The organism is Nocardia coubleae NBRC 108252, assembly GCF_001612805.1.
Classification (GTDB): domain Bacteria; phylum Actinomycetota; class Actinomycetes; order Mycobacteriales; family Mycobacteriaceae; genus Nocardia; species Nocardia coubleae.
In genome coordinates, this window is sequence record NZ_BDBD01000019.1 from 435,208 (window position 1) to 447,932 (window position 12,725).

Below are 12,725 nucleotides of genomic sequence, written 5' to 3' on the forward strand. Positions count from 1 at the left end.
CGCAGACGCTAGATTCGCCGCGTTTCGTTTTCTTTGCCGCCAGGTTCCGCGACTATTCTTTCCGCCTTACCCCGAATCGGGCGAGCACCAGGTTCTCGATCACCCCGACCAGCGCGTACAGCAGCACCGACACCACGGTGACGACCACGATCGACGCCCACAGCCGGTTGTACTGGAACATCGGAATGGCACGAACCAGAGCGGCACCCAAACCTGTTCCGCTGCCGAGCCATTCACCGAGCAGCGCACCGATGAGGGCGCCGGGCACCGATACTCGCGCGGCGGTGAAGATCGACGGCAGCGCGGCGGGCACCGCGACAATCCGCAGCCCGGTCCACCGCGAGCCGCCGTATACCCTCACCAATTCCATTGCCTGCCTCGGTGCTTCACGCAGGCCGGTCATGATCATCACCAGCGCGGGGAAGAACACGACGATGGCCGTCAGCACCGTCACGCCCGTCGTCCCGCGGCCGAACACCAGCACCACGATGGGGCTCAGTGCCACCAACGGCACCGACCGCAGCAGCATCGCCACCGGCATGAAGGTCTGTCGCACAGCCGAATACAGCACGAACAGCGCCGCGACTCCCATCGCACCGACCATGCCGACGGTGAACCCGACCGCGGCGTCGGCCAGGGTGATCGCGAGATCGTCGAGGATCGCCTGCCGGGCCGCCGGCGCACCCGGCGAGGTGACCAGGTAGGCCCAGATGTCCGAGGGCGTCTTGCCGACCCGCGGGCCGATCTGCGGGAACGCCCGAAGGAACAACGTCCAGATCACGAGCAGCAGAAGCAGCGAGGTGACCAGCGGGAACAGGAACCGCCCGAGTCCGCGCAGCGCCGTCATCGTTTCTCCTCCGCACTCGTCCACGGTGCGACCACCCGGGCCAGCAGCGCGATCAGCACATAGCCGAGCCCGGCCAGAGCCGCCGCGGCCAAGGCCATCCCCCAGGTGCGCGGCACGTTGTAGGCGGTCTGCGCCGCGGTGAGCGCCACCCCGATCCCGCTGTCCACGCCGCCGAGGTACTCACCGATGATCGCGCCGAGCACCGCCGACGGCGCCGCGATCTTCAACGCGGCGAACGTATTCGGCAGTGCCGCAACGACTTGCACGCGATAGAGCTGCTGCCATCGACCGCCGCCGTAGGCGCGCACCAGGTCCAGGCTCGCCAGGTCGGCCGAGCGCAACCCGCTCACCGCGCCGACCATCGTGGTGAAGAAGCAGTACATGGCGGCCAGGAACACCGTCGGCGTGCGCCCGCCGAACACCACGAGGATGATCGGACCGAGCGCGACCAGCGGCGTGCAGTAACTCAGAATGGCGAGCTGGGTGGCCAGCGGTTCGACGCGCGGCACCAGCATGATCGCCACCGCGATGCCGATCGCGAGGGCGTTGCCCCAGAGGAAGCCGCGCAGCGCACCACCCGCGGTGACCTGGAAGTTCGGCCCGTACAACGCCCACCCGTCCGACCACATGGTGGAGAGCACCTGCCACGGCGTCGGCACCGTTCCCCCCGCGACGCCCGCGGCGGCGAGCACCCACCAGCACACGATCAACGCCGTCACACCGAGCGCCCCGGCGAATCGCGCACCACCGATCAACAGGCGCCCACCCAGCGCCGAGCGCACGCCGGTAACCGAGGTCGTCATGCCACGCCCGCCCGCCCGAACAGCAGCTCCGAGAGGTAGTCGTGCAGCTTGTGGAATTCGGGCGTGCGCATCATCTCCGGCGTGCGTGGCCGCGGTAGGTCGATCTCGACCAGTTCGAGCACCCGTCCCGGTCGCGGGCTCAGCACCGCGACCACATCGGACAGGAACACCGCCTCGCCGATGCCGTGGGTCACCATCAGCGTCGTCGCGGGCTTCTCGGTCCAGATCCGCAGCAGTTCCAGGTTCAGCCGCTGTCGGGTCATGTCGTCCAGCGCGCCGAACGGTTCGTCGAGCAGCAGCACCGATGGTTCGACCACCAGCGCCCGCGCGATGGATACCCGCTGACGCATCCCACCCGACAACTGCGCGGGCTTGGCCTTCTCGAACCCCTCCAGCCCGACCAGCGCGACCAGTTCCGCGATCCGCTCCCGGTCCACGGGCAGCCCCGCCACCTGCAAGGGCAGCGCGATATTCGACACGACACTGCGCCACGGCAGCAGCGCCGAATCCTGGAACGCGATCCCAAGCTCGTGTGAACCACGCAACTGCGCCGGAGTGTGCCCGTTGATCCGCGCGATACCCGCGCTCGGTTCGTCGAGGCCGGCCAGGATCCGCAGCACGGTCGACTTCCCGCAGCCCGACGGCCCGAGCAACGACAGGAACGCGCCGTCGGCGGTGTGCAGGTCGACCGAATCCAAGGCGTGCACGGTGTCGCGCCCCACCCGGAACGACTTGGATAATCCGCTGACCTCTATACCCATGGCGTCACCCTAAGAGCGCCCGGTTTCCCCGATATTTCCGATTCACCGGCGGTTATTGCGCGACCGTTAAGTCCACAGATTGGGACTCGTAACAGTTTCACTCTCGGGGAGGACATAAGATACCGGAGGATCTGACAGCCTCGTCGCCACCGGGCGTATACCCGGTGCGCGGGGACCAACTGCGATGACGGCGCCGACACGGCCCGTGGACTGGAACCGACTGTTCGATGAAACTTTCTGCACTACGAAATGTCGCCGCGCTGCGCACGACGGCCGTGGCCCTGACCGCCGCCATGTCGGTGGCGGCGCTCGCCGGTGGCGCCTCGGCCGAGCCGGAGAAGGCATCCTCGGTGACCTCGGTCGTCAAGGAAGGACGCACCTGGCACCTGAAGGTGTACTCGGCGGCGATGAAGAAAGACATCACCATCGACGTGCAGCGCCCCGTCGACGAGTCGCAGCCCGCGCCCAACTTCTACATGCTCAACGGCCTCGACGCCGGTGAGGGCACCGCGAGCTGGGCCGCGCAGACCAACGCGCTCGGATTCCTCGCCGACAAGCAGGTCAATGTCATCCAGCCCATCGGTGGTCGCGGCAGCTACTACACCGACTGGAAGCAGGAAGACCCCAAGCTGGGTCTGAACAAGTGGAAGACCTTCTTCACCGAAGAGCTCCCGCCGCTGCTCGACAGCACTCTCAACTCGACCGGCCTGAACGCGCTGGCCGGCCTGTCCACCTCCGGCACCTCGGTGCTGCAGCTGGCCGAGGCCAAGCCGGGCCTGTTCAAGTCGGTGGCCGCCTACAGCGGTTGCGCGCAGATCGCCGACCCGCTGGGCAAGCAGGCCGTCAAGTTCTCGGTGGAGACCTGGGCGGGCGGCAAGACCGCCAACATGTACGGCGCCGACAACGATCCGGCCTGGGTGGAGAACGACCCGGTCATCAACGCCGAGAAGCTGCGTGGCACCAACCTCTACATCTCCAGCGGTAGCGGCATGCCGTCCAACGCCGATGTCGAGTACTACCTCAGCAACGCGCCCGGCCCGATGGGTGCGATCAACCTCGGCCTCGGTGTCGGCATCGAGGCGGCGACCAACGCCTGCAGCCAGAACCTGAAGGCCAAGCTGGATTCGCTGAACATCCCGGCGACCTACCAGTTCACCCCGATGGGCACCCACTACTGGCCCTACTGGGAGCAGGCGCTGCACGATTCGTGGCCGCTGCTCGCCCAGGGTATGGGTATCTGATTCGCGGTAAGCATCGAAACGGGAGGCGTCTTTCGGGCGCCTCCCGTTCTCGTTTCTCAGGCCGTGCGCGCGGGCAGGCCGGAACGGATGAAGTAGGCGATCTGGTCGCAGATCTCGTCGACCGAGATCGCGTCGCCCGGCACGGTGGCGTGCACCATTTCCTGGGCAAGCGAGGTGACCGCGCCGATCAGCGCGAGGGTGAACAGGTGAAAACTGCGCGAGGGCGCCTCACCGCGTTCGGCGGCGCGTTGCGCCTCGCGGGTGAGCAGCGCCGAAATCGAACGCCGCTGCGCGCGCCGCCATTCCTCCACCGCCGGGCTCACCCCGACGATCTCCACATAGAAAACCCGTGCGGCCCGCCGGTCCCGGCAGGTCACCGAGAGAAACGCACGGAAACTCTCCACGACGCGCACCACGAGCGGCTGTTCACGGGTGCGGTCGAGGGCTTCGTCGAGTCGTTGCAGCGCGGCGGAATTGAGCCGGTCGACCAGCGCGATCAGCAGCGCTTCGCGGCTGCCGATGTCTTCGTAGAAACTGCGCGTCGACACATTCGCAGTGGCACACAATCGTTCGATGGAGGTCGACGAATAACCACGGGTTCCGAACAATTCCAGCGCCGCGTCGGTCAAACGGCTCCGGCGTAGGGCAATTCGCTGCTCGCGCGACAATCCACCATAACTTCGACCACTCTCGACTTCTGCCGCACGCCGTACCACCCGTGCATGCTAGCGCGCGAACGGCACGAATCCGGTGGAATCGTCAGCCACCAATTCTATTGGCACACCGCGAATTACTCGGAGTCGTCGATCGGTTCGGCCAACGGCCAACCACCGGCCGCCAGGTGCGAAGCCACCCGCGACACGTCCTCGGCGGCGGGCTGCTGTTTCGCGAAATCGGCGACAGCCGCCGCGATCTCGGCATGGCTGATGGATTCGCGGTTCGGATTGGCCGCGATCAGCTGTTCGCCGATGGCCACCACCTCGTAATCGGTGAGGTTGCGGTGCAGCACCGCGAACAGCGCGACATAGTCCGATTGCGGAATGCCCTGCGGGTAGCCGGCGCGCAGCCAGCCGAGTACCCGCGACATCAGGCCGGGCCGTACCGGTGGGGTGGGTGACGAGTCGGTCATTGGTCCTCGCTCAGGATTGTCCGAACAGGTGGATGCCGAACTGGTGCGCGATGAAAGCCTTTGCCGTGAACAGGATTCCGCAGATCACCAGCACGACGATGAGAACGACGCAGATCAGTGCGCCCGCCAGGGCGAGATGGTTGCGCCGTACCCGCCCGTCGGCGTCGACGGTTTCGCCGTTGGCCCACCAGCGCACCGCGAACGCGAAGACGGCGGGCACGCCCGCGCCGAGGACGAGTGCGGCGATCAGCACATCCCACAGTTCACGCAGATTCAGCCAGAGTGTGTGCATCCCGGTGTCCTCCTATTCCGGCCGCGGGTGGTCGGGTTCGGCCGAGGTCCATTCCTCGTTGACGTTGTGGTGGTCGACCGGGTCGCGGCGCGAGCGCAGGTAGATCGCCAGCGCTCCGAAGACCAGTATCGCGAACACCACGAGCACTCCGGCCAGCCCGCCGATCAGATGCGCCACCAGCCAGCAGATCGCACCGACCACGCCCGCCGCGGGCAGAGTGAGCATCCATGCGACAACCATGCGGCCCATCACCCCCCAGCGCACCTCGGCGCCCTTACCGATGCCGGTGCCGAGGATGGCGCCGGTCGCGGTCTGCGTGGTCGACAGCGGCAGCCCGAAGTGCGCGGAGGTGAGGATGATCGCCGCCGAGGTGGATTCGGCCGCGAGGCCCTGCGGCGACTCGATCTCGACGAGGCCCTTGCCGAGGGTCCGGATGATGCGCCACCCGCCGAGGTAGGTGCCCAGCGCGATGGCGAAGGCACAGGAGGCCATCACCCACAGCGGCATGTGGTCATCGGCGTCGATCGAGCCGTAGGCCACCAGCGCGAGGAAGATGACGCCCATCGTCTTCTGCGCGTCGTTGGTGCCGTGGGCGAGCGAGACCAGCGACGCCGACCCGATCTGGCCCCACCGGAAGCCCTCGTCGGTCTTGTCCCGGCTCACCCCACGGGTGATGCGGTACACCAGGTAGGTGCCGATCGCGGCGACCAGCGCGGCGACCACCGGCGCGAGCACCGCGGGCAGCACGATCTTCACCAGCACGCCCTCGGTACCCGACACCCAGATGACACCGCTCCAGCCGAGCGCGGCGAGCGTGGCGCCGATCAGCCCGCCGAACAGGGCGTGCGAGGAACTCGACGGCAGACCGAGCAACCAGGTGAACAGATTCCACAGGATGCCGCCGACGAGCCCCGCGAACACGATCACCAGCAGATCCTGGCCCTGCACCTCGTCGAGCCGCACGATTCCCTTGGCGACGGTCGCGGCGACGGCCACCGAGAGGAACGCGCCGATCAGGTTCAGCGCACCCGAGATCGCCACGGCCGTCTTCGGCTTCAACGCACCGGTGGCGATGGAGGTCGCCATGGCGTTGGCCGTGTCGTGGAAACCGTTGGTGAAGTCGAAGACGAGAGCTGTGACGATGACGATCAACAGGACCACAAGTTCGGCGCTCACCCGAACAGTGTGTCGTATGGCCGTCACGGATTGCCGCAGTGTTGCCCCGAAAGTCGTGGCGGGTCAGCGTCCGCCCAGCGCACGCACGGTTTCGATGGTGTCCGCCTGGGCGGGTTCCTTGTCCGGGCGGTATCGAAGCACCCGGGCGAAACGCAAGGCGACGCCGCCGGGGTACCGGGTGCTGGTCTGCACGCCGTCGAGCGCGATCTCGACCACCAGGTCCGGGCGCAGGTACACCGTCTGGGCGTCGCGGTGGGTGGCGTGCCGGGGGAATTCCTCGGTCTGCCAGCGCAGCAGTTCGTCGGTCAGGCCCTTGAAGGTCTTGCCGACCATCACCGGTTCGCCGGTGTCCGGATCGAGCGCGGCCAGGTGCAGGTTCGACAGGAATCCGGTGCGGCGGCCGTAACCCCATTCGGCACCGATGACCAGCAGGTCGAGGGTGTGCGCGGGTTTGACCTTCTGCCAGGCCTTGCCGCGCCTGCCCGCCGCGTACGGCGCTTCGAGCGACTTGACCATCACGCCCTCGTTGCCGACGGCGAGCGCGTCGTCGTAGCACTCGGCGGCCGCCTCGGCGTCGGGCGCGACCAGTGCCGGGATGGCGTGTGATCCGGCCACCCGGTCCAGTGCCCGGCGGCGCACCCGCAGGGGTTCGTCGAGCAGGTCTTCGCCGTCCAGGTGCAGGCAGTCGAAGAAGTACGGGTGCAGCAGCAGTTCGCGCGTGTCGCCGATGGTGGCGAAGCGGCTCATCGTCTCCTGGAACGGGCGCGGGCGACCGGCGTCGGTGAGCGCGAGGGTCTCGCCGTCGAGCACCACGCTCGTGCAGTCCAGGCCACGAACCAGTTCGACCAGTTCGGGAACGCCCGCGGTGATGTCGCGCAGGGTGCGGGTGAACACCCACACCTGCTCCCCCGCCCGGTGCACCTGGATGCGGGCGCCGTCGAGTTTGTGTTCGACGCTCACCTGCGGGCCGAGTTCGGCCAGCGCCTCGTCCAGCGAGCCGCCGGGAGAGGCGAGCATCGGCGCGACCGGCCTGCCGACCTCGAGCCGGAACTCCCGCAGCGCGTCCTCGCCGCCGGTGATCGCGGCGACCGCGGTGGCGGGCAGGTTCCCGGACAGCATGTGCGCGCGGCGGATCACGTCGACACCGATGCCGGTGGATCGGGCCAGGCCCTCCACCACCTGCGCGGTGAGCGCACCCTGGCGCAGTTCGCCGGTGAGCAGCCGGATCAGGAAAGACTGTTCCTCTTCGGTCGCGGCTGTGAAAAGCTCGGTGAGTATTTCGCGGCGGCTGTTGGTGGAACTCACGCCCTTCAGCCGGGTGAAGTAGTCGTCGACCTGTTCGACCGTGAGTCGGTTCCGATCGCTCGCCGCCGCGCCCAGCCCGGTGACCGTTCGCCACCCCACGCCGATCCGGCCCTGGGTGAGTTCACCCGACAACCAGGCGACCACAGTGCCGATCTCCGCCGGGCCCGCGGCCGAGAGCAACGCGGCGAGGGCGGCGGTCTTCTCCTTGCGCGACCGGGTGGCCCGAACCTGCTCCGAGGTCGCGACGACATCGCTGAACAGCACCGTTCGACCGTAGCGTGCCGGTGTGACACATCGCTCAGCACACGCTGCTAAGAACCGGTTGGCAACCCTGCGAAACCGCCCATAAACTGGACATATGGCCAAAACCTATGTCGGTGCGCGGCTGCGCCAGCTGCGTACCGAGCGTGGGCTGAGCCAGGTGACGCTGGCCCAGAAACTGGAGATCTCGGCCAGCTACCTCAACCAGATCGAGCACGATGTGCGGCCGCTGACGGTCCCGGTGCTCACCCGCATCAACGAGGTCTTCGGCGTCGATCCGACCTTCTTCTCCGCCCAGGACGACACCCGGCTCATCGCCGAACTCCAGGAAGTCGTGATGGATGCCGAGCTGGGCATCGAGGCCGACACCAAGGAGATCGCCGACATGGTGTCGGCGCACCCGTCGATGGCGCGGGCCCTGGTCGCCATGCACAACAGGTACCGCAACACCAGCGCCCAGCTGGCCGCCGCCACCGAGGACCGTTTCGCCGACGGCTCCGGCAGTGCCGCGATCAGCAAACCGCACGAGGAAGTGCGCGACTACTTCTATCAGCGCCAGAACTACATCCACGAGCTGGACACCGCCGCAGAGGATCTCACCGCCCGCATCCGCTTCCACGGCGGCGAGGTGAGCACCGAAATCGCCCGGCTGCTTCGCTCGCACGGTGTGCGGATCAGCGAGCGCATCGACCTCGGCGAGGGCGTGCTGCACACCTACGACCCGCAGACCAAGCAGCTCGAGATCTCCCCGCACCTGTCCGGCGGGCAGCGCACCTTCAAATTGGCCGCCGAACTTGCCTACCTGGAATGCGGCGGCCTGCTCGAAAAGCTGGTCGAGGAGGGCAATTTCGCCTCCGACGCGTCACGCAAGCTGGCCATGCTCGGCCTCGCCAACTACTTCGCCGCGGCAACCGTGTTGCCCTACACCCACTTTCACGAAGTGGCCGAGGACTTCCGGTACGACATCGAACGGTTGTCGGCGTTCTTCTCGCAGAGTTACGAAACCATCTGCCACCGCCTGTCCACCCTGCAACGCCCGTCGCTGCGCGGTGTGCCGTTCTCCTTCGTCCGAGTGGACCGCGCGGGCAACATGTCGAAACGCCAGTCCGCCACGGGTTTCCACTTCTCCGCCAGCGGCGGCACCTGCCCGCTGTGGAACGTCTACGAGACCTTCGCCTACCCGGGCAAGATCATGACCCAGATCGCCCAGATGCCCGACGGCCGCAAATACCTCTGGGTCGCGCGCACCGTGGAACGCCGCGCCACCCGCTACGGCCAGCCGAGCAAGACCTTCGCCATCGGCCTCGGCTGCGAACTCCGCCACGCCTCCCGCGTCGTCTACGCCGACGGCATCGACCTCGGCGAGGCCACCGCCACCCCCATCGGCGCGGGCTGCCGAGTCTGCGTCCGCTCCAACTGCCCCCAACGCGCCTTCCCCCCACTGGGCAAGTCCCTCGACATCAGCGAACACCGCAGCTCCGTCTCCCCCTACCTCATCAAGTAGCGCTCAGAAGGCTTCTTCCGGGATGGCCATGATGTCGGTGTCGAGGGTCGCCAGGACGGAGCGGGTTGCGGTGAGTTCGGGAAGGACGTTCTTGGCGAAGAAGGAGGCTACGGCTACTTTGCCCTGGTAGAAGGGGCGGTCCTTGGCGGAGGATTCGCCGGTGAGGGCGGCGGCGGCGATTTCGGCCTGGGCGAGCAGGCGCCAGCCGATGAGCAGGTCGCCGACGGCCATCAGGAAGCGGACCGAGCCCAGGCCGACCTTGTAGAGCTCGGCCGGGTCCTGTTGGCCGGCCATGGCGTAGCCGGTGAGGGTGGCGGCCATGGCGGCGACGTCGGACTGGGCGGTGCGCAGCAGGGCGCGTTCGGTGGCGAAGCGGCCGGAATCGTTGGCCAGGAACGCGGTGATCTGGGCGTTGAGGTGGCCCATCGCGGCGCCGCCATCGCGAATGATCTTGCGGAAGAAGAAGTCCTGGGCCTGGATGGCGGTGGTGCCCTCGTACAGCGAGTCGATCTTCGCGTCGCGAATGTACTGCTCGATCGGATAGTCCTGCAGATACCCGGACCCGCCGAAGGTCTGCAGCGATTCGGTGAGCAGCTGATACGCCCGCTCGGACCCGACACCCTTGACGATCGGCAGCAGCAGATCGTCGATCCGGTGCGCCATCTCCGGGTCGGCACCCGAAACCAGCTGCGCCACATCCACATTCTGATGCGCGGCCGTGTAGAGGTACACCGCCCGCAACCCCTCCGCGTACGCCTTCTGCATGGCCAGCGACCGGCGCACATCGGGATGGTGGGTGATGGTCACGCGCGGCGCCGTCTTGTCGGTCATCTGCGTGAGATCCGCGCCCTGCACCCGCGTCTTGGCGTATTCGAGCGCGTTGAGATACCCGGTCGACAACGTGCCCGACGACTTCACCCCGACGGTCATGCGCGCGTTCTCGATCACCTTGAACATCTGCGCGATCCCGTTGTGCACCTCACCGACCAGCCACCCCCTGGCGGGCACACCGGTGGCACCGAAGGTGAGTTCGCAGGTGGGCGAGGATTTGATACCCATCTTGTGCTCGAGCCCGGTGACGTACACGCCGTTGCGGTCACCGATCTCCATGGTGTCGGGGTCGAAGAGGAACTTCGGCACATAGAACAGCGACAGTCCCTTGGTACCCGGTCCCGCGCCTTCGGGCCGGGCCAGCACCAGGTGGAAGATGTTCTCGGCCGCCTCGCCCACATCGCCACCGGAGATGAACCGCTTCACCCCTTCGATATGCCACGACCCGTCGGGCTGCGGGATGGCCTTGGTGCGGCCCGCGCCGACGTCGGAGCCCGCGTCCGGTTCGGTGAGCACCATCGTGCCCTGCCAGCCGCGCTCGAAACCCCCACGCGCCCAGCGCTTCTGCTCCTCGGTACCGATCTCGTAGAGCACCGAGCCCATGAGTGGGCCCATGTTGAAGAAGCTGGCCGAGGGGTTGGCGCAGATGATGAGCTCGTTGATGGCCCACAGCAGCACGTTGGGCGCGGGCGTGCCGTCCATACCCTCGGGCATGCCGAGCCGGTACCACTGCGCCTCGTGCACGGCGGCCACGGTCTTGCGCAGCGGCTCGGGCACGGTGATGTCGAAGGTGTCGGGGTTGTAGGTGACCGGGTTGCGGTCGGCCTCGGCGAAGGTCTCCGCGATCGGCCCCTCGGCCAGCCTGCGCACCTCGTCGAGGATGTGACGCACCGTGTCGGAGTCCAGGTCGCCGTAGGCGCCGGTGTCGAGGAGTTTGTCGAGCCCGAGTACCTCGAAGAGATTGAATTCGATGTCACGCACGTTGGCCTTGTAGTGCCCCACTGGGCTCCTCCTCGACTGACCACCCCGCGGCCCGAGCGCCGCGAGATTCCGGCTGTTCGACGTCGTACGAATCGCCAGCGTGCCGCACGGGCGCGTGGCTACGCAACCGTAGCCACGCCGTAGCTCCCCGCCGAACAATTCACACGGACGAAACAGACGAAACGGGCACGTGATCGGGAGATATTCCGCTGCAACATGTTCCATCTACTGTTCCGCTCACGAATACAGCCGCTGTATACAACCCGGTGTACAGCCAGGCAGCGGTGTGTTCGTTGTGGCGCGCGTGCGCCGCCGTTACACCTGATGAGGAGAACGCCCCATGTCTGATTCCCGTGTGCTCAGGGCACTGGCCGTCCCCACGGCGGTAGCCCTGGCCGGCCTGTTGCTCACCGGCTGCGGCGCCCGCGACGACGCCTCGACCGGTTCCACCGCGGCGTCCTGCGTCGACACAACCAAAGACACCATCAAGGTCGGTTCGCTGCACTCGCTCTCGGGCACGATGGCGATTTCCGAAGTCACCGTTGCCAATTCGACCAAGCTGGCGGTCGACCAGATCAACGCGGCGGGCGGGGTGCTCGGCAAGAAGATCGAGATCGTCCCCGAGGACGGCGCCTCCGACCCGAAGACCTTCGCCGAGAAGGCCGAGAAACTCATCAGCTCCGACTGTGTCGCCGCGGTGTTCGGCGGCTGGACCTCGTCGAGCCGCAAGGCCATGAAGCCCAAGTTCGAGAGCCTGAACTCGCTGCTCTACTACCCGGTGCAGTACGAGGGTCTGGAAGATTCCAAGAACATCTTCTACACCGGCGCCACCACCAATCAGCAGATCGTCCCGGCCCTGGACTACCTGAAGCAGAAGGGCATCACCTCCCTCTACCTGGTCGGTTCGGACTACGTCTTCCCGCAGACCGCCAACCGCGAGATCAGGGCCTACGCCGCCGCCAACGGCATCGAGATCAAGGGCGAGGACTACACCCCGCTCGGTTCCACCGACTTCTCCACCATCGTCAACAAGGTGCGCACCGCCAAGGCGGGCGCGGTGTTCAACACCCTCAACGGCGACTCCAACGTGGCGTTCTTCCGTGAGTACTCCAACGCGGGCCTGAAGGCCGCCGAGATGCCGGTGGTCTCGGTGTCGATCGCCGAGGAAGAGGTCGTGGGTATCGGCGCGGATCGCCTCGCCGGCCAGCTGACCGCCTGGAACTACTACCAGACCGTCGATTCCCCGGCGAACAAGAAGTTCGTCGCCGACTACAAGGCCGCCTTCGGCGCCGACAAGCCCACCTCCGATCCGATGGAAGCCGCGTACGCCTCGGTGTTCCTGTGGAAGAACACGGTGGAGAAGGCGAAGTCGTTCGCGGTGGCCGACATCCAGGCCGCGGCCGACGGCGTGAGCTTCGAGGCGCCCGAGGGCACCGTCACCATCGACGGCTCCAACCACCACGTCACCAAGGTCGCCCGCATCGGTGAGATCCGCCCCGACGGCCTGATCTACACGGTGTGGGACTCCGGCAAGGCGATCACGCCCGACCCGTACCTGAAGTCCTACGAGTGGGCCAAGGGCCTGAAGTAAGTC

12 protein-coding genes are annotated in these 12,725 nt (G+C 67.0%); 3 read left to right on the forward strand and 9 right to left on the reverse strand.

Annotated elements, in window-relative coordinates:
* Nucleotides 1–52: 52 nt before the first annotated feature.
* From NCO8_RS21730 to NCO8_RS21740, 3 genes are read right to left on the reverse strand one after another with little or no spacing between them, the layout of a single operon-like run.
* The gene (locus tag NCO8_RS21730; RefSeq protein ID WP_067641963.1) at nt 53–847 is read right to left on the reverse strand and encodes an ABC transporter permease; all 795 of its coding nucleotides are present in this window, start codon (nt 845–847) and stop codon (nt 53–55) included.
* Nucleotides 844–1,650: an ABC transporter permease gene (locus NCO8_RS21735; RefSeq protein WP_084457354.1), complete on the reverse strand. Its 807-nt coding sequence runs from the start codon at nt 1,648–1,650 to the stop codon at nt 844–846. Before NCO8_RS21735 ends, NCO8_RS21730 begins: the two co-directional genes overlap by 4 nt.
* Nucleotides 1,647–2,411: an ABC transporter ATP-binding protein gene (locus NCO8_RS21740; RefSeq protein ID WP_067641964.1), complete on the reverse strand. Its 765-nt coding sequence runs from the start codon at nt 2,409–2,411 to the stop codon at nt 1,647–1,649. Before NCO8_RS21740 ends, NCO8_RS21735 begins: the two co-directional genes overlap by 4 nt.
* A gap of 227 nt (nt 2,412–2,638) precedes the next feature.
* Between NCO8_RS21740 and NCO8_RS21745 the strand changes: the two genes are divergently transcribed.
* Nucleotides 2,639–3,652, forward strand: a complete 1,014-nt coding sequence (locus NCO8_RS21745) for an alpha/beta hydrolase (RefSeq protein ID WP_067641965.1) — start codon at nt 2,639–2,641, stop codon at nt 3,650–3,652.
* A 56-nt stretch (nt 3,653–3,708) separates the two neighbouring features.
* Here NCO8_RS21745 and NCO8_RS21750 read toward each other — a convergent pair whose 3' ends face one another.
* From NCO8_RS21750 to NCO8_RS21770, 5 genes are all read right to left on the reverse strand, one after another.
* Nucleotides 3,709–4,368, reverse strand: coding sequence for a TetR/AcrR family transcriptional regulator (locus NCO8_RS21750; protein WP_067484741.1), 660 nt, complete (start codon nt 4,366–4,368; stop codon nt 3,709–3,711).
* A 74-nt stretch (nt 4,369–4,442) separates the two neighbouring features.
* Complete coding sequence (locus NCO8_RS21755; protein ID WP_067641966.1) at nt 4,443–4,781, reverse strand: DUF3349 domain-containing protein; 339 nt, start codon at nt 4,779–4,781, stop codon at nt 4,443–4,445.
* Between the two features lie 10 nt (nt 4,782–4,791).
* Nucleotides 4,792–5,073, reverse strand: coding sequence for a hypothetical protein (locus NCO8_RS21760; RefSeq protein ID WP_067641967.1), 282 nt, complete (start codon nt 5,071–5,073; stop codon nt 4,792–4,794).
* 12 nt (nt 5,074–5,085) lie between these two features.
* A complete protein-coding gene (locus NCO8_RS21765; RefSeq protein WP_067641968.1) occupies nt 5,086–6,249 on the reverse strand; it encodes an inorganic phosphate transporter in 1,164 nt (387 codons plus the stop codon).
* 63 nt (nt 6,250–6,312) lie between these two features.
* Nucleotides 6,313–7,818 (reverse strand): ATP-dependent DNA ligase, encoded by a 1,506-nt coding sequence (locus tag NCO8_RS21770; RefSeq protein WP_067641969.1) that lies wholly within the window; start codon nt 7,816–7,818, stop codon nt 6,313–6,315.
* A gap of 94 nt (nt 7,819–7,912) precedes the next feature.
* Between NCO8_RS21770 and ramB the strand changes: the two genes are divergently transcribed.
* A complete protein-coding gene (gene ramB, locus NCO8_RS21775; protein WP_067641970.1) occupies nt 7,913–9,319 on the forward strand; it encodes an acetate metabolism transcriptional regulator RamB in 1,407 nt (468 codons plus the stop codon).
* A gap of 3 nt (nt 9,320–9,322) precedes the next feature.
* On the opposite strand, the gene NCO8_RS21780 is transcribed toward ramB, so the two are convergent.
* On the reverse strand, nt 9,323–11,152 hold the full coding sequence (locus tag NCO8_RS21780) for an acyl-CoA dehydrogenase (protein WP_067641971.1): 1,830 nt from the start codon (nt 11,150–11,152) through the stop codon (nt 9,323–9,325).
* 319 nt (nt 11,153–11,471) lie between these two features.
* Here NCO8_RS21780 and urtA point away from each other — a divergent pair, with 319 nt between their 5' ends.
* A complete protein-coding gene (gene urtA, locus NCO8_RS21785) occupies nt 11,472–12,722 on the forward strand; it encodes an urea ABC transporter substrate-binding protein (protein WP_067641972.1) in 1,251 nt (416 codons plus the stop codon).
* Nucleotides 12,723–12,725 lie beyond the last annotated feature (3 nt).